The sequence below is a fragment of the Micromonospora sp. NPDC020750 genome (assembly GCF_044334565.1).
Taxonomy (GTDB): Bacteria; Actinomycetota; Actinomycetes; order Mycobacteriales; family Micromonosporaceae; genus Micromonospora.
In genome coordinates this window covers 688627-708837 of record NZ_JBIRTH010000002.1, presented here as the reverse complement: position 1 = coordinate 708837, position 20211 = coordinate 688627, and the positions used below count along the sequence as shown (strand labels likewise).

The 20211-nt window shown below is 74.8% G+C and carries 16 protein-coding genes; 5 read left to right on the top strand and 11 right to left on the bottom strand.

Annotation, left to right across the window (positions count from 1 at the left end; all coding sequences use genetic code 11):
- Positions 1 to 81: 81 nt before the first annotated feature.
- The 4 genes from nudC to ACH4T9_RS08495 all read right to left on the bottom strand — a co-directional run bounded on the left by nudC (position 82) and on the right by ACH4T9_RS08495 (position 5041).
- Entirely contained in the window at positions 82 to 1047 is a 966-nt protein-coding gene (gene nudC / locus ACH4T9_RS08510) for an NAD(+) diphosphatase (protein ID WP_396670739.1), read from the bottom strand.
- Positions 1048 to 1061: 14 nt separating this feature from the next.
- Complete coding sequence (locus ACH4T9_RS08505) at positions 1062 to 2405, bottom strand: M16 family metallopeptidase (protein ID WP_396670183.1); 1344 nt, start codon at positions 2403 to 2405, stop codon at positions 1062 to 1064.
- 174 nt (positions 2406 to 2579) lie between these two features.
- Positions 2580 to 3890: a M16 family metallopeptidase gene (locus ACH4T9_RS08500; protein WP_396670184.1), complete on the bottom strand. Its 1311-nt coding sequence runs from the start codon at positions 3888 to 3890 to the stop codon at positions 2580 to 2582.
- 56 nt (positions 3891 to 3946) lie between these two features.
- Entirely contained in the window at positions 3947 to 5041 is a 1095-nt protein-coding gene (locus tag ACH4T9_RS08495; RefSeq protein ID WP_396670185.1) for an LLM class flavin-dependent oxidoreductase, read from the bottom strand.
- A gap of 184 nt (positions 5042 to 5225) precedes the next feature.
- Here ACH4T9_RS08495 and ACH4T9_RS08490 point away from each other — a divergent pair, with 184 nt between their 5' ends.
- From ACH4T9_RS08490 to ACH4T9_RS08475, 4 genes are read left to right on the top strand one after another with little or no spacing between them, the layout of a single operon-like run.
- A complete protein-coding gene (locus ACH4T9_RS08490; protein WP_396670186.1) occupies positions 5226 to 6290 on the top strand; it encodes an ABC transporter substrate-binding protein in 1065 nt (354 codons plus the stop codon).
- Entirely contained in the window at positions 6287 to 7066 is a 780-nt protein-coding gene (locus ACH4T9_RS08485) for an ABC transporter ATP-binding protein (RefSeq protein WP_396670187.1), read from the top strand. The genes ACH4T9_RS08490 and ACH4T9_RS08485 overlap by 4 nt, the downstream gene beginning before the upstream one ends.
- On the top strand, positions 7056 to 7940 hold the full coding sequence (locus tag ACH4T9_RS08480; protein WP_396670188.1) for an ABC transporter permease: 885 nt from the start codon (positions 7056 to 7058) through the stop codon (positions 7938 to 7940). Before ACH4T9_RS08485 ends, ACH4T9_RS08480 begins: the two co-directional genes overlap by 11 nt.
- A gap of 1 nt (position 7941) precedes the next feature.
- Positions 7942 to 8460: an RrF2 family transcriptional regulator gene (locus ACH4T9_RS08475; RefSeq protein ID WP_396670189.1), complete on the top strand. Its 519-nt coding sequence runs from the start codon at positions 7942 to 7944 to the stop codon at positions 8458 to 8460.
- A gap of 46 nt (positions 8461 to 8506) precedes the next feature.
- On the opposite strand, the gene ACH4T9_RS08470 is transcribed toward ACH4T9_RS08475, so the two are convergent.
- The 7 genes from ACH4T9_RS08470 to ACH4T9_RS08440 form a co-directional block, all read right to left on the bottom strand.
- Positions 8507 to 8728, bottom strand: coding sequence for a hypothetical protein (locus tag ACH4T9_RS08470; RefSeq protein ID WP_396670190.1), 222 nt, complete (start codon positions 8726 to 8728; stop codon positions 8507 to 8509).
- Between the two features lie 169 nt (positions 8729 to 8897).
- The gene (locus ACH4T9_RS08465; RefSeq protein ID WP_396670191.1) at positions 8898 to 10274 is read right to left on the bottom strand and encodes a DEAD/DEAH box helicase; all 1377 of its coding nucleotides are present in this window, start codon (positions 10272 to 10274) and stop codon (positions 8898 to 8900) included.
- Positions 10275 to 10504: 230 nt separating this feature from the next.
- Positions 10505 to 10708, bottom strand: a complete 204-nt coding sequence (locus tag ACH4T9_RS08460; protein WP_161685538.1) for a cold-shock protein — start codon at positions 10706 to 10708, stop codon at positions 10505 to 10507.
- Positions 10709 to 10957: 249 nt separating this feature from the next.
- Positions 10958 to 14338 (bottom strand): ATP-dependent helicase, encoded by a 3381-nt coding sequence (locus ACH4T9_RS08455; RefSeq protein ID WP_396670192.1) that lies wholly within the window; start codon positions 14336 to 14338, stop codon positions 10958 to 10960.
- A complete protein-coding gene (locus ACH4T9_RS08450) occupies positions 14335 to 17961 on the bottom strand; it encodes an ATP-dependent helicase (RefSeq protein ID WP_396670193.1) in 3627 nt (1208 codons plus the stop codon). Before ACH4T9_RS08450 ends, ACH4T9_RS08455 begins: the two co-directional genes overlap by 4 nt.
- Before the next feature lie 391 nt (positions 17962 to 18352).
- Positions 18353 to 18898, bottom strand: coding sequence for a TIGR00730 family Rossman fold protein (locus ACH4T9_RS08445; RefSeq protein ID WP_396670194.1), 546 nt, complete (start codon positions 18896 to 18898; stop codon positions 18353 to 18355).
- 4 nt (positions 18899 to 18902) lie between these two features.
- Entirely contained in the window at positions 18903 to 19754 is an 852-nt protein-coding gene (locus ACH4T9_RS08440) for a TIGR00730 family Rossman fold protein (RefSeq protein ID WP_396670195.1), read from the bottom strand.
- 178 nt (positions 19755 to 19932) lie between these two features.
- Between ACH4T9_RS08440 and ACH4T9_RS08435 the strand changes: the two genes are divergently transcribed.
- Positions 19933 to 20100 carry a hypothetical protein gene (locus ACH4T9_RS08435; RefSeq protein WP_387015379.1) on the top strand — a complete coding sequence of 56 codons (168 nt, stop codon included), beginning with the start codon at positions 19933 to 19935 and terminating at the stop codon, positions 20098 to 20100.
- Positions 20101 to 20211 lie beyond the last annotated feature (111 nt).

Here is a 20211-nt window from a genome sequence, read left to right as displayed (position 1 = left end):
TCCCGGCCCGAGACCCGTCGCGGCAACGGCGGTCCCGGGCCGGGACCGTGTTCGGGACCGGCCGGAGCCGGGCCGGAATGGTCAGCAGTGGCCGTCGAGCCAGCGGTGGATCAGGAAGAGCGCGATCGACGATGGCGGGGGCAGCGCCAGTCGGTCGCCGCCGCCCACGCCCACCGGCCGCCCGGCCAGCGCCGCGCCGATCTCCCGCCGGGTGAACCAGCGGGCGTGCGTGATCTCGGCCGGGTCCAGGTGCACGGGGTGCTCCGGATCGGCCAGGGCGAGGAAGCCGAGCATCAGCGAGCCGGGAAACGGCCAGGACTGGCTGCCCGCGTACACGATTTCCTCGACCGCGACGCCGACCTCCTCGCCGACCTCGCGCAGCACGGCGGCCTCGGCCGACTCGCCCGGCTCGACGTACCCGGCGAGGCAGGAGTACCGGCGTTCGCCCGGCACACCCGCCCAGGCGGCGTTGCTGCCGAGCAGGCAGCGTCCCTCGAGCCCGTCGACCCCGTCGTGCACCAGGACGATCATCGCCGGGTCGGTACGCGGCCAGACCCGGTCGCCGTTCGGGTCGGTCCGGGACCAGCCGGCCTCGTCGACCCGGGTGGGGTGACCGGTGGCCGAGGAGTAGCCGTGCCGGACGTGCCAGTTGGTCAGCGCCAGCGCGGTGGTGAAGATGCCGGCGTCCCGGTCGAGCAGCAGGTGACCGATGTCGCGCAGGTGCGCCGCCCGGGTGCCCGGCAGCTCGGGCAGCGGGCTGTCCACGGCGAACACCGGCACCCCGTCCGGCTCGACGCCCAGGAACATCGGGACCGAGCGGGGCACCTCGGGCAGCTCGCCGGGGCCGAGCAGCACCAACTCCGGCGGGGAGGCGTCGGTCCGGACCAGGGTCCGCCCGTCGGTGGCCGAGTCGAGCACCAGCACCCGGGCCCGTTCCCAGGCCTCGGCCAGCCACGCCGGGTCGGCCCGCCGGTGCGCGGCCCGATCGAGGGTGGACCGGGCCAGCGGCGGGGCGGTCTCCCCGCTCGTGCCGGAACCCCGGACCAGCCCCCGCCCGGCGGTCACGGTTTGGCCGGCTCGGTGCGCACCGGGGCGAGCGCGGACAGGGCGGGGGCGATCCGCTCAGCGTCGCCGAGCACCACGGTGACCGCCCGTGCCGGGGCCAGGTAGCGCCGGGCCGCCTCCGCCACGTCGGCGACGGTGGCCTTCGCCAGTCGGGCGGCGTACTCGGTGAGGAAGTCCAGGCGCAGCCCGTTGGCCGCAAACACGCTGGTCAGCGATGCCAGCCCGGCCTGGGTGGACATGCCGAGCTGGAGGGTGCCGAGGGCGTACTGGCGGGCCTGTTCCAGCTCGTCCGGCTTCGGCGGCAGGGAGGCCAGCCGACCCAACTCGTACGTCGTCTCCAACAACGCCGGACCGGTGACCTCGGTGGCCACCTCGGCGGCGGCGATCAGCACCGACCCGGCCACCGAGTGCTCGACCAGCGAGTGCGGGCCGTACGTGTAGCCCTTGTCCTCGCGGATGTTCTCCACCCAGCGGGAGGAGAAGTAGCCGCCGAAGAGCAGGTTGGCCAGTTGCAGCGCGGCGTGGTCGGGGTGGGTGCGGGGCACCGCCGGCAGGGCGATGCGCAGCGAGGACTGCACCGATCCGGGCCGGTCGACCAGCAGCAGCGGGCCGGGCTCCAGCGGCGGGGCGGGCGGCAGCTCGCCGTCGTGCCCGGCGCCGCTCCAGCCCGACAGGGCCTTGTCGGCGGCGTCCAGCGCCCGCTCCGGCTGCACGTCACCGACCAGCACCAGCACCGCGTCGGCCGGGTGCACCCGCTCGGCGTGCAGCCGACGCAGCGCCGCCGGCCGGACCGCGTGCACCTGCTCCGGCTCGGGAGTCTGCACGGCGTACGGGTGCTTGCCGTAGACCCGCCGGAGCAAAGCGTTGCGGGCCAGGTGGGCCGGTTGGCTCTGGGCCACCTGGATCCGGTCGACCAGCCGGTCCCGCTCGGTGCCGACCTCCTCGCCCGGGTACGTCGCCCCGGTCAGCACCTCGGCGAGGATTTCCAGCATCCGGTCCAGCCCGGTGACCAGGCCGGCGCCGGAGAGCATCAACCTGTCCGGGTCGATGCCGGCGGAGAGCCCGCCGCCGACCGCCTGGAGTTCGGCGGCGATCTGCACGCTGGTCATCGACGCCGTGCCGGAGAGCAGGGTCTGCGCGAGCATCGCGCCCCGGGCCAGGGGGATCCGGCCGGCCGGCATCCACAGCCGCAGCTCGACCAGGGGGACCGACGGCCGGCGCACCGCGATGACGGTCAGGCCGTTGCTGAGCCGGCGTTCGACCTGCTTGGGCACCTTCAACCTGCGGTTCGGGCCGAGCGGCGGCAGCGCCCGCGCCCCGGCCTGGGCGGTTGCCGTCACCTGACCCTCCCTCGTTCGCGACTGCGGGGCTCGCAAACCCCGCTCACTCCTCGCGCTCACCGGTTCAGCTCCGTTCGCGACTGCGGGGCTCGCAAACCCGGCTCACTCCTCGCGCTCACCGGTTCAGCTCCGTTCGCGACTGCGGGGCTCGCAAACCCCACTCACTCCTCGCGCTCACCGAGCCCCTCCTGCGATGACCTCGACGGACGCGCGGCGCTCCGGCCGCAGGGCCGCGGCGGCGGCCCGGACCTGCTCGTCGGTGACCTCGCCGACCAGTCGGGGCAGCTCGTTGAGCAGGCCAGGCTCGCCGCGCTGCTGTTCCAGCACCGCCATCCGCAGCGCCCGGCCGAGCACCGCGTCGGTGTCGCGCAGCAGGTGGGTGGCCATCCGGGCCTGGGTACGGGCCAGCTCACCGTCGGTGGGACCGTCGGCGGCCAGCCGGTCCAGCTCCTCGTCGACGGTGCGCAACACCTTGTCCACGTCGCCGCCCGGTGGCAGGTGTGCCTGGAGCAGCAGCGCGGTGGGGCCACGCACGTCGAACGGGTCGCCCATGAAGCCGACGTACCCGCCGAGGCTGGTCACCGCGCGGTCCCGCTGGACCAGCCGCTCGACCAGCCGGGACGCGTCGCCGTCGGTGAGCACCTCGGCGAGCACCACGTACGGCAGGTAGCCGGCGAAGTCGGTGATCGGGTCGGGCACCCGCCAGGCGGCGGCCACCGCGGGCAGCGGGGCCAGGGCATCCGTGTACGACGAGCGCCGCTCGGCGGTCAGGTCGGGCTCGTCGAAGTCGGGGCGCTGCGGTGCGGGCCGGGCCGGCACGTCGCCGAAGTGCCGCTCGATCAGCGCGGTGGCCTCGGCCACGTCGACGTCCCCGCTGACCGCGAGCACGGCGTTGCCGCTGGCGTAGTAGCGGCGGAAGAAGTCCGCCGCGTCGGCGACGGTGGCCGACTCCAGGTCGTCGAAGGAGCCGTAGCCGTCGTGCGCGTTAGGGAAGGTGTCGAACATGACCGGCGGCAGGGTCAGCCACGGGAACCCGCCGTACGGGCGGTTGAGCACGTTGACCCGGATCTCCTCCTTGACCACGTCGACCTGGTTGCGCAGGTTCTCCTCGGTCAGCCGGGGGGCGCGCATCCGGTCGGCCTCCAGGAACAGCGCCCGTTCCAGGGCGTTGCTCGGCAGGGTCTCGTAGTAGTCGGTGTAGTCGTGATGGGTGGAGCCGTTGAAGGTGCCGCCCGCCCCCTGCACGTGCCGGAAGTGGGCCAACTTCTCCAGGTTCTCCGAGCCCTGGAACATCAGGTGCTCGAAGAGGTGGGCGAAGCCGGTACGCCCCTCGGGCTCGGACCGGATGCCGACGTCGTAGATCACCGCCACCCCGATCACCGGGGCGCTGCGATCGGGGGTGAGCACCACCCGCAGGCCGTTGTCGAGGGTGAACCGCTCGACCGGATACTTCGTCGCTGGAATTCTCGATCTCCGCGCCGCCACGGGACCGACCCTAGCGCGTTCACGCCCCCGACGGCGGCGACCTCCCGCAGGGCGGCTCAGCCCACCGGGGCCGGGGCCACGGGGACGGGCGCGGTCACCCGGGGCAGCACCTCCGCGCCGACCCGTTCCGCCTCCTCCCGGTGCGGCCAGCCGGAGAGGACGAACTCGTCGACGCCGTGCGCGGCGTACTCGTCGATTCGGGCCGCGACCTCGGCGTAGCTGCCGACGAGCGCGGTGCCGGCGCCCTCGCGGACCAGGCCGACCCCGGCCCAGAGATTCGGCGCGACGGTGAGCCCGTCGGCGCTCCCGCCGTGCAGGGCGGCCATCCGGGACTGGCCGACCGAGTCCATCCGGCGGTACCGCGCCTGCGCGGCGGCGATCCGTTCAGGACTCATCCCGGCCAGCAGGCGGTCCGCCTCCGCCCACGCCTGCGCGGCGGTCGGGCGGGCGATGACGTGCAGCCGGATCCCGGTGCGCAGGGTCCGCCCCTCCTCGGCGGCCCGGCTGCGGACGCGGTCCACCCGGGCGGCGATCGCGGCGGGCGGCTCGCCCCACATCAGGTACGTGTCGGCCTGTCGGGCGGCCACCGCCTCGGCGGCCGAGGACGCGCCGCCGAAGTAGACCGGGGGCGGGGCCACGAGCGGGGCGGCCAGCCCGCCGCCGGTGACCTGGTAGTGCTCGCCGACGAAGTCGAACGGGCTCCCGCGCCAGGCCCGGCGGAGCACCTCGACGAACTCGCCGGTCCGCGCGTACCGGGCGTCGTGGTCCAGGAAGTCGCCGTACGCCCGCTGCTCGGCCGGGTCGCCGCCGGTGACGACGTTGAGCGCGAGGCGCCCCCCGGACACCGACTGGAACGCCTCGGCCTGCTGGGCGATCAGGGTGGGCAGCGCGAATCCGGCCCGCACGGCGACCAGCATGCCGATCCGGTCGGTGTGCTGGGCGACGGCCGCGCAGACGATCCACGGGTCGGGGCAGCCGGAGCCGACAGGGGTGAGCAGCGCGGCGAAGCCGGCCGCCTCGGCGGCCCGGGCCACCTCGGTCAGGTAGCCGACGGTGGCCGCCCGGTCGTGCCGCGCCGCGCCGGCCGCGACGGTGGCGGCGCCGACCTGGTGCCCGTCGCCGGAGGTGGGAAGGAACCAGTGGAAGGTCATGCCGACCGCCTCTCCGCCGCCCCCGCCACCCGGCCGAGGGACGCCGGACAACCTACCAAGAAGGTAGGAAAACCGGGAATAACTTCGAGCGCGAATCCCGCGATGTGGACTGGTCTTGACGCCGCCCGGACGCTGCCCCACTCTTCCTACCAACTAAGTAGGAATACTTCGGATTGGACATACGATGAGACGGCTTCCCTTCCGTCGGGTGCTCTCCCTGGCCACCCTCGCCGTGGTGGGCACGGCGACGCTGGGCGTCACCGCCGCGTGCGGCGAGGACGACGGCGCGGCCGGGGGCGACTCCGGCCCGGTGACGCTGCGGCTGGGCTACTTCCCCAACATCACCCACGCCCCGGCCGTGGTCGGGGTGGAGAAGGGCATCTTCGCCGAGAAGCTCGGCGGCGACGTCAAGCTCGACACCAAGACCTTCAACGCCGGCCCGGCGGCGATCGAGGCGATCTTCTCCGGCGCGCTCGACGCGACGTACATCGGTCCGAACCCGACGGTGAACGCCTTCTCCAAGTCCAAGGGCGAGGCGGTCCGGGTCATCTCGGGCGCGGCGTCCGGCGGCGTCGCGCTCGTCGTCAAGCCCGGGATCACCTCGGTCGAGCAGTTGCGCGGCAAGAAGATCGCCACCCCGCAGCTCGGCAACACCCAGGACGTCGCGCTGCGCTACTGGCTCAAGGAGAAGGGCCTGACCGCCACCAAGGAGGGCGGCGGCGACGTCAAGGTGGTCCCGCAGGAGAACGCCCAGACCGTGGAGACGTTCAACAGCGGGGCGATCGACGGCGCGTGGGTGCCCGAGCCGTTCGTCTCCCGGCTGGTCAACGCCGGCGGCAAGGTGCTCATCGACGAGCGCGACCTGTGGCCGGACAAGAAGTTCGTGATCACCAACCTGATCGTCTCCACCAAGTTCCTCAAGGCCCACCCCGACGTGGTGAAGAAGCTGGTCGAGGGTCAGGTCGCGGCGAACGAGTTCGTCAACACCAAGCCCGACGAGTCGCAGCAGGCCATCTCCGAGCACATCGGCAAGATCAGCGGTAAGCCGCTGGACGTGAAGCTGATCAAGCAGGCGTGGCCGACGTTGGAGTTCACCAACGACCCGATCGCCTCGTCGCTGAAGACCGGCCTGGACCACGCGGTCGCCGTCGAGCTGACCCAACCGGTCAGCCTGGACGGCCTCTACGACCTGAAGTACCTCAACGAGGTGCTCAAGGCCCAGGGCAAGCCCGAGGTCGCCCAACCATGACGTCGACCACGACGACGCCACGCAGCGCGACCGGCTCGGTCGCGCTGCACGGCGTCACCAAGGTGTACGGGCACGGCGAGAGCGCCGTCCTAGCCCTGGACGGGGTCTCCCTCGACGTCGCGCCCGGCGAATTCGTCTGCCTCGTCGGCGCCTCCGGCTGCGGCAAGAGCACCCTGCTCAACCTGGTCGCCGGCCTGGACCGGATCAGCGGCGGGCGGATCGAGCTCGGCGAAGGGGTCAACCCGGGGCTGATGTTCCAGGAGTCCGCCCTGTTCCCCTGGCTCACCGTCGAGGGCAACGTGGAGGTGCCGCTGAAGCTACGCGGCATGCCCCGGTCCGCGCGCCGGGAGCGGGTCGCCGAACTGCTGCACACGGTGCACCTGGCCGACTTCGCCCGCAAGCGCCCGCACGAGCTGTCCGGCGGCATGCGGCAACGGGTGGCGCTGGCCCGCACCCTCGCGCTGGACACGCCGGTGCTGCTGATGGACGAGCCGTTCGGCGCGCTCGACGCGATGACCCGGGACCTCCTGCACGACGAGCTGGAGCGGATCTGGACCGAGCGCAAGCTCACCGTCCTCTTCGTGACCCACAACGTCCGGGAGGCCGCGCGGCTCGCCGACCGGATCATCCTGCTCTCCAGCCGGCCCGGCCGGATCATCTACTCCACCCGGGTCGACGTGCCCCGGCCGCGACGCATCGACTCCCCGGAGATCGCGTCCATCGCCGCCGAGGTCACCGACAAGCTCCGTACGGAGGTGGGCCGCCATGGCCAGTGACACGATCGCCGGCACCCCGCGCGCCGACGCGGAGATCTCCGGGCTCGACGCGCTGGAGATCGCCGGCCGGCAGAAGACGACGACCCGGGCCGCGACGGTCTGGGCGTCCACCTGGCCGAAGCTGGCGGCGCTCGCCATCGCCATCGGCACCTGGCAGGCCGTGGTGTGGGCCGGGTTCTGGCCACCGTACTCGCTGCCCGGGCCGGCCGCCGTCGGGCAGGAGCTGCTCCGACAGGTCAGTGGTCCGCAGCTCTGGGAGGGGATGGCCACCACCCTGCGCCGGGCGGCCCTCGGCTACATCTTCTCCGTCGGAGTCGGCCTGCTGCTGGGGCTCGCCGTGGCCCGGTCCCGGGTGCTGCGCGCGGCCATCGGCTCGATGATCACCGCGTTGCAGACCATGCCGTCGATCGCCTGGTTCCCGCTGGCGATCCTGCTGTTCGAGCTGAGCGAGAAGGCCATCTTCTTCGTCGTGGTGCTCGGCGCGGCGCCGTCGATCGCCAACGGGGTGATCAGCGGCGTGGACTACGTCCCGCCGCTGCTGCTACGCGCCGGGCGCAACCTCGGCGCCCGAGGGCTGAACCTCTACCGGTACGTGATCGCCCCGGCCGCCCTGCCCGCCATCGTCGCCGGGCTCAAGCAGGGCTGGGCCTTCTCCTGGCGCAGCCTGATGGCCGGCGAGCTGATCGTGGTGGGCATCTCGCAGACCTCGCTCGGCGCGCAGCTCACCTACTCGCGGGAGCTGTCCGACGCGCCCTGGCTGCTCTCCACGATGATCGTGATCCTGGTCATCGGCCTGGTGGTCGACGCCGCGTTCGGGGCGGCGGACCGGACGATCCGCCGCCGCTGGGGCGTGCTGGACCAGGCCGGGCAGTGACGTGTACGTCTCCGCGCGCAGCGACTACGCGCTCCGGGCCATGCTCGCCGTCGCCGCCGCCTCGACCGGCGGCGACCGGCGGGCCGACGCCCGGGGCGGCCCTCCCGAGCCGGGCGGCGAGCTGGTCAAGGCGGCGGCTCTGGCCGAGAGCCAGGCCATCCCGTTGAGCTTCCTCCAGGGCATCCTGCTGGACCTGCGCCGGGCCGGGCTGCTGCACAGCCACCGGGGCACCGAGGGCGGCTACGCGCTGGCCCGCCGGGCCGCCGAGATCAGCGTCGGAGACGTGCTCCGCGCGGTCGGCGGGTCGCTCACCTCGGTACGGGGCCTGCCGGCCGGGCACGCCGGCTACCACGGGGTGGCCACCGGGCTGCGCGACGTATGGCTGGCGGTGGACGGGGCCATCGCCCTGGTGGTGGACCGGACCACCCTGGCCGACCTGCTCACCCGGGAGGGCCGCGCCGACGGGCCGAACCGGGACAGGACGGACGCCCTGGGGGCCCGCCCCGTCGGCGGCCACTGACCGACCCCGGTTGGCCCGACGAATCCGCCGGCTGAGCGATGCGGGCTCAGCCGGCGGATTCGTCGGTCGTTTCAACGATGGAGGCGCTGAGGTCGCTGCCCGTTCCCCCCGGAACGTGCAGCCCCACCACCCCCGCCGGTGTCCGGCCGTTGCGGGTGGGATGCCACGGCGAGAACGCCGCGACCGTGGCGAGCGCCAGCCCCGCCCCCGCGACCGCCAGCACCACCGTCAGCTCCCGAAGCGCCCCCGACTCGGCGTTGCACGCCATGGTCAACCCCTCCCCCAGTGGGCCGACCCCGCCGACCCGCGTTCCCCCCACGGCAAGCATCGACTACATCGAGGCCGCCGAACAGTCACCGATCGGATCCCACCCTGCCTGATTCCCGACTCAGCGAAGGGGCGGCGCAGGCGCCGATCGGTGACCGCGGAGAAGCCGTTCAGGCCATCCGGGGACGACGCGGGCGGCGCGACCGGCCCGAGGCGCGGTGCCCGTCCTCGGACGGGCGGGCGGCGCGCGGCGCACCCCCCGTCGCGGCGGTCCCTGCGGCGTGCGACTGGCCGGCGCCGCGGGACGAGCGCGGCCCCCGGCCACCGCCCGAGGCGGACCGCTCCGGAGCCGGGACGACGATGGTCACCGGCACCCCGGACGGTTCCCGGGCCCCGGTGACCCGGGCCAACGCCCCGTCGCCCGGCCGGACCTGGGTCGACTGCGGCCGGATTCCGGCGGTCGCCATCAGCCGGGACACCTCGCGGCGCTGCTCGGGCAGGACCAGGGTGACCACGGTGCCCGACTCGCCAGCCCGTGCGGTACGCCCACCCCGGTGCAGGTAGTCCTTCGCCTCGGTCGGCGGGTCGACGTTGACCACCATGTCGAGGCCGTCCACGTGGATGCCCCGGGCCGCCACATCGGTGGCGACCAGCGCGGTCACCTGGCCGGTGCGGAACTGCTCCAGGATCCGGGTGCGCTGCGGCTGGGACTTGCCGCCGTGCAGCGCCGCCGCGCGCACCCCCTTGGACAGCAGCTGGCGGGCCAGCCGGTCGGCGCGGTGCTTGGTGCCCATGAACAGGATGGTGCGGCCCTCCCGGGCCGCGATCTGGGTCAGCGCGGCCGGCTTGTCCTCCGCGTCGACGTGCAGCACGTGGTGCGTCATCGCGGTCACCGTGGCGGTGCCGGGGTCGACGGAGTGCGAGACCGGGTTGGTGAGGAAGCGGCGGACCAGCTTGTCGACGCCGCCGTCCAGAGTTGCGGAGAAGAGCATCCGCTGGCCGTCGCCGGCCACCTGCTCCAGCAGCTTGGTGACCTGCGGCAGGAAGCCCATGTCGGCCATCTGGTCGGCCTCGTCGAGCACGGTCACGGCGACCTGGTCGAGCCGCGCGTCCCCGCGGTTGATCAGGTCGTGCAGCCGGCCGGGGGTGGCCACGACCACCTCGGCGCCGGCGCGCAGCGCGTCCGCCTGCCGCTGCAGGGACAGGCCGCCGACCACGGTGGTGACGCGCAGCCCGACCGCCCGGGCGTACGGGGCCAGCGCGGTGGTCACCTGCTGGGCCAGCTCCCGGGTCGGCACGAGCACCAGGGCCAGCGGACGCCCCGGGCGGGCCCGGCGGCCGACGGTGCGGTGCACCAGCGGCAGCCCGAACGCGAGGGTCTTGCCCGAGCCGGTGCGGCCCCGGCCGAGGACGTCCCGGCCGGCCAGCGAGTCCGGCAGCGTCGCCGACTGGATCGGGAACGGCTCGGTGATGCCCTGCGCGGTCAGCTCGGCGAGCAGCTCCGGCGCGAGGCCGGTGGTGGAGAACGAGGGGATGACGGTGGTCATGCGAGAGCCTTCCTCGACGCGGCACGTGTCGAGGAGGCGCCGGAATGGCGCTGCACCGGCGGCAGGGCCGCGGTGGTCACAAGCACGAACCGAAGGTGGGGTGCGGCCGGCCCGCGCGGGGCGGACCGGCCGCGACACCGCGCCTGAGGCGCGATGGGGTGTTCCGAAGAACGGTGGTGCCTGTTCAGATGAACAGTCGTGCCTGTTCCGAGGAACAGTGCTGCCGACGATCAGATCGGACGGATGTTCTCCGCCTGCGGGCCCTTCTGGCCCTGGGTGATCTCGAACTCGACCCGCTGGTTCTCGTCCAGGCTCCGGTAGCCGGAGGACTGGATCGCCGAGAAGTGGGCGAAGACGTCAGCGCCGCCGCCGTCCGGGGTGATGAAGCCGAAACCCTTGTCAGCGTTGAACCACTTAACGGTGCCAATTGCCATGTGTTCTGTCTCCTTGACGGAACGTTCGGCCTCGCACTTGTTGCGAGCCGAAGAGGGAGGAGCGGACCGCGCCCGGTATGCGCGGACCACCTGTCGCTTCTGGTCGCCCCGCCCGGAGAGCCCCGGACACAACAAAGAGCGCCTGGGGCTACAATCCGCCAGGCGCACACAGAGTCTCTGGTAACCAAAACTGCAACCCGGATACCGTACCACGGATTCGGCCCGCCGGAACCCCACCGCCGGCAATTCTCATCGGCCGGGGCGACGGACCGCAGGCGGCACCTCCGGCACTCCCGCGATCAACGCGGTGAGCCCTTCAGCGTCGAGCAGGTCCGCCGGGCGGACCGTCGCCCCGTCCCGCACGTAGTGGAAGGCCGCGCCGACCTGGTCGACCGGCACCCGGGCCAGTTCCGCCCAGGCCAGCCGGTAGACGGCAAGCTGCACCGCCGCCGCCTCGGCCTCCTCGCCGACGGGCTGCCGCCCGGTCTTCCAGTCGACCACGTCATACCGGCCGCCGGGCCGGGCGAACACCGCATCCATCCGGCCGCGCACCACCACCCCGGCGATAACTGTGGCGAACGGCACTTCCACCTCCACCGGCACCCGGTCGGCCCACTCCCCGGCCAGGAAGCGCGCCTGGAGTTCGGCCAGCGCCTCGTCGGGCGCCGCGTCGGCGTCGGCCGCGCCCGGCAACTCGTCGACGTCGAGCAGCCGGTCCGCGCCGAAGCGCCGCTCCAGCCAGGTGTGGAACGCGGTGCCGCGCCGGGCGTACGGGTTCGGCTCGATGGGCATCGGGCGGCGCAGGGCGCGGGCGAGCTCCTCCGGGTCACGGCGCAGCGCCACGAGCTGGGTGACCGAGAGCTGGCCGGGCAGGGCCACCTCGACCGCCCCCGCCCCGGCGGCCAGCTCGGCCCGCTCGGCGAGCAGCAGGTCGGACTCCCGCCGCCAGCGCGTCACCTCCGGATCCTCGACCTCGGCCACCCCGACGCCGGAGGCCGGAGGATCCTCGGCGAGGAAGCGGCGGACCAGCGCGGCGGCCTCGGCCAGCGCCGGGCGGCGCCCGCCCAGCGGGTCGGCCGGCCACTCGGCGCGCAGCACCACCTCGGTGGTGGGGTTGGTGGCGTCACCGGCCGGCTCGGGGGTCCACCGGTCGACCAGGTGCCCGGCGTCGCCGTCCAGGCACACGTCGTGCACCTCGCGCAGGAACACCGACGGCCCGCGCGGGCGCTTCGTCCCCTCGCCCCACCAGTAGCCGGAGCAGAGCAGCAGCCGCCGGGGGCGGGTCACCGCCACGTACGCCAGCCGACGCTCCTCCCGCTCGTCGTGCGCCCGCCAGTCGTCGACGAAGTCGGTCAGCGCCCGGGCCACCGCGCGCTGGTCGGCCGCCTCGGCCAGACCCAGCTCCGGCAGCCCGTCGGCGTCCCCGCGCAGCGGGAAAGGCAGCACCCCCAGCCCGCCGAGCCAGTGGTCGGAGTTGCGCACCGGCCCCGGCCAGCCGCCCCGGGTCAGGCCGGCGACCGCGACCACGTCCCACTCCAGGCCCTTCGCGGCGTGCGCGGTGAGGATCTGCACCGCGCCGGAGACCACCTCCACCTCGCCCGGGGCGAGCCCGCGCTCCTCGTCCTCGGCCGCGGCGAGGTAGGCCAGGAACCCCGACAGGGTGGCCGCCGGGGACTCCCCGCTGAACCGGGCCGCCACGTCGCCGAGGGCGTCCAGGTGGCCCCGGGCGAGGCCGGCGTCGCCGGTGCCGTCCCGACCGGCCCGGACCGCCACCTCCACGTCCAGGCCGATGGTCCGCTCGACGTCCGCGATCAGCTCCGGCAGCGTCTGGTCCAGCCGGTAGCGGAGCAGGGCCAACTCCTCGCCGTACGCGCGCAGCCGGGCATAGCCCTGGACCGAGTACGCCTGGGCGGGCCCCAGGTCCGCCAGCGCCTCCACCAGGGTGGCCTCGTCGAGCAGGTCGACGGCGATCTGCGGCTCCTCGTCGGCGGCGAGCCGGCGGCGGCCGGCGGCGATCGCCCGGGCCCGGCGGTGCAGGGCCACCAGGTCACGCGGCCCGATCCGCCAGCGCGCCCCGGTGAGCAGCCGCAGCAACGCCGCCCCGTCGGTCGGGTCGGCGAGCACCCGCAGGGTGCACACCACGTCCCGCACCTCGGGGGTGTCCAGCAGGCCACCCAGGCCCACCACCTCCACCGGCAGTCCCCGGGCCCGCAGCGCGGTCGACAGCGCCGGGATCTGACTGCGCAGCCGGACCAGCACGGCGGTGGTGGGCCGCTGCGGCACCGGGATGTGCTCGGGCAGCGCCTCCGGCATCCGGGCCGCCCCGCGCCAGGCGGCCAGCACGCTGTCGGCGATCCAGTCCGCCTCGTCCGCGTACGTCGGCAGGAGCGCGCAGTGCACGGTGCCGGCGGCCAGGCCACCCGGCGTGCGGTGCGGGATCGGGTCGGCGACGCTCAGCGCGGCGCGCAGCTCGGGCACCCGGGCACCGGCCGCCCGCAGCGGGGTGGCCAGGGCGTTCGCCACGCCGAGAATCTCCGGCCGGTTGCGCCAGCTCGTGGTGAGGCCGAGCACCGCCGCCGGCACGCCGTCGGGGCGGGCGAACTCGGCGGGGAAGCGGTCCAGGGTGCCGGCGCTGGCCCCGCGCCAGCCGTAGATGGACTGGCAGGGGTCGCCGACGGCGGTCACCGGGTGGCCGCCCCCGAACAGCGCGTTGAGCAGCACCACCTGCGCGTGGCTGGTGTCCTGGTACTCGTCGAGCAGCACCACCCGGTAACGGTCCCGCTCGATCGCGCCGACCGCCGGGTGATCCCGGGCCACCCGGGCCGCCCGGGCGAGCTGGTCGGCGAAGTCCATCGCCTCGAAGTCCGCCTTGCGCCGGGCGTACGCGCGGACCAGCGGCAGCAGCTTCAGCCGGGTCTGCTGGAGGGCGAGGGACTTCCGCACGTCGGTGTAGACCCGGCCGGGGCGGGACTGCACGTCGGCGAAGAACCGGCCGGTCCAGGCGGCCAGGGCGTCCGGGGCGACCAGGTGCTCGTCCAGCTCGCCGGCCAGGGCCAGCACGGCGTCGGTGATGGTGCTGGGCATCCGGTCGACGCTGGCCATGTCGCCGTCGTAGTTGCGCACCAGCAGGTCGACGAGCTGCCAGCGGGACGCCTCGGTGAGCAGCCGGGTGGACGGCTCGTACCCGGCGCGCAGCCCGTGCTCGGTGACGATCCGCCCGGCGTACGAATGGTAGGTGGACACGGTCGGCTCGCCCGCGAACGGGTCGTCGAGCGGGTCCCGCCCTCGCCGCCCGACCCGGCGCACGAGCTGGTCGAGCCGGGTACGCACCCGGTGGCCCAGCTCGCCGGCCGCCTTGCGGGTGAAGGTCAGCCCGAGGATCTGCTCCGGCCGGACGTACGCGTTGGCGACCAGCCAGACCACCCGGGCGGCCATCGTCTCGGTCTTGCCGGACCCGGCGCCCGCCACCACCAGCAGCGGCTCGACCGGCGCGGCGATGATCGCCGCCTGCTCCCGGGTGGGCGCGGGCAGGCGGAGCAGCTTCGCCAGCTCGACCGGCGTGTACCGGGGGCCGGAGTCGGCGGCCCGGGGCGCCGGGGTCGCGGCGCTGAACAGGGCGGGCTGGGTCACGGGTTCTCGTTCTCCGGGCGGCGGGGGGTCGGCGGCTCGACGACCTGGCGCCCCTGCCCGGACACCGGGCAGCTCGTACGCACCGGGCAGACCCGGCACTTCGAGTTGGCGACCGCGGCGAAGGTGGCGGCGGCCATCGTATCGGCGGTGCGCCGCACCAGCGCGGTCGCCCAGCCCGCCTCCGGCCCCTGCCCCGCTGCCGACTGGCTCTGCTCCTTGGCGTCCTTCGCGCCGGTGCCGAGCTGCACCAGGGCCGCGCCCCCGGACTCGTCGCCGAACTCCGGGAACGCCCCCGACTCCACCGCCGCCTGGTACGCCCCGAGCTGCGGATGCTCGCCGATCTCGTGCTCGGTGACGGCGGTGGACTTGCCGGTCTTCAGGTCGACCACCACCAGCCGGCCGGCGTCGTCCACCTCCAGCCGGTCCACCCGGCCGGTCAACTCGACCGGCCGGTGCGGGTCGTCGAGCCGGACCGCGAACTCGTGCTCGATGGCGAGCAGCCGGCGCGGGTTGCCGGCCAACCAGCGCAGCAGCTTGTCCACCATGGCCTCGGCCCGCTCCCGCTCCGGACCGACCATCCACCGGGCGGCCAGCTCGATCGCGTCGAACCGGGCGGCCACGTACTCCAGCAGGGCGGAACGGTCCGCGCTGGCGTCCTCGGCGAGCATCGCGGCGGCGTGCACCAGGTTGCCCACCCCCTGCGCGGCGCTGGCCGGGCCGCTGCCGCCGTGCCGCTCCAGCAGCCAGCGCAGGCTGCACCGCAGGGCGCTCTCCATCGCCGACGGGGTGACCTTCACCGGCTGCCCCTCGTCGACCAGCGGCCGGTCGTCGGAGAGGCCACGCAGCCCCCACCAGTCGTCGGGGTGCGCGCCGGGCACCCCGGCGGCGGACAGGCGGGCCAGCTCAGCTGCCGCCGCGCGCCGCCGGTGGTGCGGCGCCGCCGGGTCGGCCACGGCGGTACGCAGCTCCGCGACCAGCGCCGGCAGAGTCAGTGCCCGGGGCGGCCCGGCCATCGGCAGGGTGACGGGCCGGTACTCGCCCCCGCCCTCCGGGTCACCGGCCTCCGGGGCTGCCGGCCCGGCGTCGCCGGTCGGGCCGGCACCGGGACCGTCCACCGAGCCTCCACCGGGACCACCGGTCAGCTCGGCGGAGGCCGGGTCGACGTCGGCGGGGGCCGGGTCGACATCGGCGGAGGCCGGGTCGACATCGGCGAGGGCCGGGTCGACGTCGGCGAGGGCCGGGTCGACATCGGCGGAGGCCGGGTCGACATCGGCCCGGCCGGGCGGCTCGGTCGGGTCCAGCTCGTACAGGAACCGACTGGGCTGCTCCTCGTGGTCGTCGCCGCCGACCGCGGCCGAGGCGACCGCGCTGACCAGCAGCCGACGCCGGGCCCGGGTCACCGCCACGTGGAAGAGCCGGCGCTCCTCGTCCAGCAGCGCGGACGTCTGCCCGATCAGGACCGCCCGCCCGCCGTCGCCCTGGCCACGGCCGGCAAGCACATCGACCAGCCGCTCGGAGCCGAGCAGGCTGCCACGCAGCCGCAGGTCCGGCCAGACGCCCTCCTGCACCCCGACGATCGCCACCAGGTCCCACTCCAGCCCCTTGGCTGCGTGCGCGGTGAGCAGCCGGACGGCCTCGCCCCGGTCGGCCGTCGCGGCCAGGGTGTCCGCCGGCAGGTCCTGGCCGAGCACGTGGTCGAGGAAGACCTCGGTACGGGCACCGGGCAGCCGGTCGGCGAACCGGGCCGCCGCGTCGAAGAGCACCAGCACGGCGTCCAGGTCCCGGTCGGCGGCCTCGGCCCGCCAACGCCGTGCGGTCTCGTGCTCGCCGGTCGCCGCCTGCCCCCGGGTGATCGCCCCGGCCCAGCGCTCGGCCAGGCCGCTGGCGTTCCACACCTCCCAGAGCACGTCCTCGGCGGTCGCCCCGGGCCGCTCGGCCACCTCCCGGGCGATGGCGAGCAGGCCGGCCACCGCCTGCGCCGGCTCCGCCCAGCGCCGGTCGATGGCCGCCAACTCCTCCGGGTCGCGCAGCGCGTCGACGATCAGCTCGCCGGAGGGACGCCGGTCCCCACCGGCCAGGGCGAGGGCCCGCAGCCCCTGGCGTAGCCGCCGCTCGGCCAGCGGATCGGCCCCGCCCAGCGGCGAGTGCAGCAGCGCCACCGCCGCCTCCTCGTCCAGCCGCTCCGGCTCGAGCGCGCAGCGCAGCAGGAGCAGGAGTGGGGCCACCGCCGGCTGTAGATGCAGCGGCAGGTCCTCGCCGTGCACCACGGTCGGCACCCCGGCGGTGTGCAGCGCCCGGCGTAGCACCGGAAGCTGCCGCGCGGTCGAGCGGACCAGCACCGCCATCGCCGACCAGGGCACACCGCCGAGCAGGTGCGCCGCGCGCAGGGCCTGGGCCAACCAGGCGGCCTCGCTGGTGGCCGAGCGGAAGGTACGCACCTCGACCGAGCCGGCCGGGGCTGCCGGGACCGGACGCGGCCGGCGGTGGGCCGCCGGGCCGCGCAGCCGGCCGGTGAGCCGCCGGGTCGCGGTGAGCAGCCCCGCACCGGCCCGGTACGACGTATTCAGCACGACCTGGGCGGCCGGCGCTCCGGAGACGGTGCGGAACCGGTGCGGGAAGGCGCTCACCCCGGCCGGGTCCGTGCCCCGGAAGGCGTACGTGGCGGAGTCCGGGTCCGCGAAGGCGACGAGGGACTTTCCCCCGCCGGCCACCACGGCGAGCAGGTCGAGCTGGGCCGGGTCGGTGTCGGCCAGCTCGTCGACGTACACATGGGCGAGGCGGCGGCGCTCGGCCTCCAACAGCTCCGGGTCGTCGAGCAGCAGCCCGGTGGCGGCCCGGACCAGCTCCGCCGGGTCGTACGCGATCGAGCCGCGGTTGCTGACGTCACGCAGGGCGAGCACGGCGACGTACTCGCGGAGGAAGCGGGCGGCGGCCGGCCAGTCCGCGCGGCCCAGCCTCTCCCCCAGCCGGGCCAGCTCCACCGGACCCACCCCGCGCTCCGCGGCCCGCATCAGCAGGTCGCGGAGCTGGGCCGCGAACGCCCGGGTACGCAGGGCGGGACGCAGGTCCTCCGGCCAGCCGACCGGGTCGTCGTCGGGCTCCTCGCCGATGACGTCGAGCAGCTCCCGGATGATCAGATCCTGCTCGGGGCCGGTGAGCAGCCGTGGGGACGGCTCCCCCCGCTCGGTGGCGGCCCGGCGCAGCAGCCCGTACGCGTACGCCGGGAAGGTGCGCACCAACGGCTCACGCAGCACGCGGTGCCCGTCACCGGCCACCCGGGCCTCGATCCGGCGGCGCAGGTCGGTGGCCTGCCTGCGGCCGAAGGTGAGCACCAGGACCCGCTCGGGGTCGACGCCCTCGGCCACCCGCGCGGCGACCGCCTCGACCAGCGTGCTGGTCTTCCCGGTGCCCGGCCCGCCGACGACGAGCATCGGCCCACCGGTGTGCGCCACGACCTCGGCCTGGAGCGAGTCGTCCCGCCGCTCCCGGCCCCGCCCAGCTCCTTCGGCAAGCTCCGCGTCCTCGGCCCGCTCAGCCCCTTCGGCAGGCTCAGCCCCTTCGCCCCGGTCAGCCCTTTCGCCCCGGTCAGCCCCTTCGGCAAGCTCAGCCTTCTCTGCCGGCACCGCAGGCGATTCCTCGGCGCGCGTCAGACCGCCGGCAGGCTGGTCGGCGTGCGTGTCGTCGCCCCCGCGGCCCTCACCGGCCTGCGCGTCATCGCCGCCCGGCCCCCCGGCCCGATGATCCCGCCCGGTCGCGCCCTCGGGCCGACCGTCCCCCCGCGCCGCCCCACCCGACCGGCGGTCCCCCCGGGCCGCCTCGGCAGGCCGACGCACCAGCCGGTACGCCTGCATCCCCCCATCCCACCACGCCCCTACGACACCCCACACCCCGCGCCCCGCCCGCCCCGCCTCTGTGGTCAAGAGGGTTGCGCCAACAGCGCGCCGGATCCTGACTCAGACTTCTTGATCACCGGCGCGAGGCGTGAGCGGGGCTGGGTGTGGGGTGGGGTGGAGGTCAGGGGAGGTTGGGGGTGAGGGCGTCCAGGGCGGCGGGGATGCTGTCGACGACCGTGAGGAGGCCCAGGCCGGCCGGCTTGAGGAAGTTGCGGTCGGCGAGGCCGCCCAGCCAGTCGATCAGGGGGCGGTAGAAGCCGTCCACGTCGACCAGCACCATCGGTTTGGCGTGCAGGGCGAGGGTGGCCGTGGTCCAGACCTCGAACAGCTCGTCCAGGGTGCCCAGCCCGCCGGGCAGGGTGAGGAACGCGTCCGACTTGTCGATCATGAGAGTCTTGCGGTCGGCCATGCTGCCGGTGACCAGCAGCTCGTCCGAGGCGAGGTCGGCCACCTCCAGGTCGACCAGGGACTGCGGGATCACCCCCAGGGTGGCCCCGCCGGCGGACCGGGCCCCGTCCGCCACCGCGCCCATCATCCCGACGCAGCCGCCGCCGCTGACCAGCGTGTGGCCGCGGCGGGCGATCTCCGCGCCCGCCTCGGCGGCGAGGTCGAGCCAACGCCGGTCGAGGGTACGGGACGACGCGCAGAACACGCAGATCGCCGCCACCGGCTCAGCGCTCCCGGCCCTGCTCGGCGGCGGCCTGCTGGTCCGCCGCGGTCTGGGCGACGGCCTCCGCGCGGACCGCCTCCTGCTCGGCGGAGAGCGCGGCCTCGGCCTCAACGATGTGCCGGACCGCCGCGTCGACGTCGTCGGTGAGGCAGATCAGCTCCAGGTCGACCGGTCCGATCTTGCCCTCGACCGCCATCGTGTCGCGCAGCCAGTCGAGCAGGCCGTGCCAGTAATCCGTCCCCATCAGCACCACCGGGAACCGGGTGACCTTGCCGGTCTGCACCAGGGTCAGCGCCTCGAACAGCTCGTCCATGGTGCCGAAGCCGCCGGGCAGCACCACGAACGCCTGGGCGTACTTGACGAACATGGTCTTGCGGGCGAAGAAGTACCGGAAGTCGATGGCCAGGTCGACCCAGTCGTTGAGGCCCTGCTCGAACGGCAGCTCGATGCCGAGCCCGACGGAGAGCCCGCCGGCGTCGCTGGCGCCCCGGTTGGCCGCCTCCATCACGCCGGGCCCGCCGCCGGTGATCACCGCGTACCCGGCCCGGGCCAGGGCGGCGCCCAGTTCCTCGGCCATCCGGCACTCCGGGCTGTCCGGCTTGCTCCGGGCCGAGCCGAAGACGCTGACCGCCGGTGGCAGGTCGGCCAGGGTGTCGAAGCCCTCCACGAACTCCGACAGGATGCGCAGGGCCCGCCAGGCGTCCTTGGTCTTCCAGTCGCCGCGTCCCCGGGAGTCCAGCAGCCGCTGGTCGGCGGTGCTCGTCGGGATGGCCTGGCGGCGCAGCGTGACGGCGCCCCGGTGCCGTTCCCGCCCCCGCTCGCGGCCCGGGTCTCGTCCGTTGCTGTCGCTCATGGGAGCAACCGTAGTGGAGGCGCACCCCCTCGGGGGTGGCACCTGTACCGGGTGGCGGAAGGACAGCGGCGGGGCGGACAGATTTTCCACGACCGGGGCAACTAATTCGGTCGCACGCACGTCTTACTATTCACATACCGGGTATGCCCCGGCACGCGCCTTCGGGGGAGGAGCCAGCGTGATCAGCAACAGCGAGATGATCCGGATCCGTCGGCAGATGCAGCGACGGATCCACGACGTGGTGGCCGAGCGCCGCCGCGCCCGGCAAATGGAAGCCACCACCGCCGACCTCACCGGCGACCCGGCCGACACCCGCGCCGAGTCGTCCCTGTCCCCGACCGCCTGACCGACCGTACGGCTGCCGGCCGGGCGGCCCGCCCGCCGAACAGGGTGGCGGGCCGCCCGGCCGGACCACACGCCCCGGCCGGACCACGCCCCAACCAGGCCCCGCCCCCGG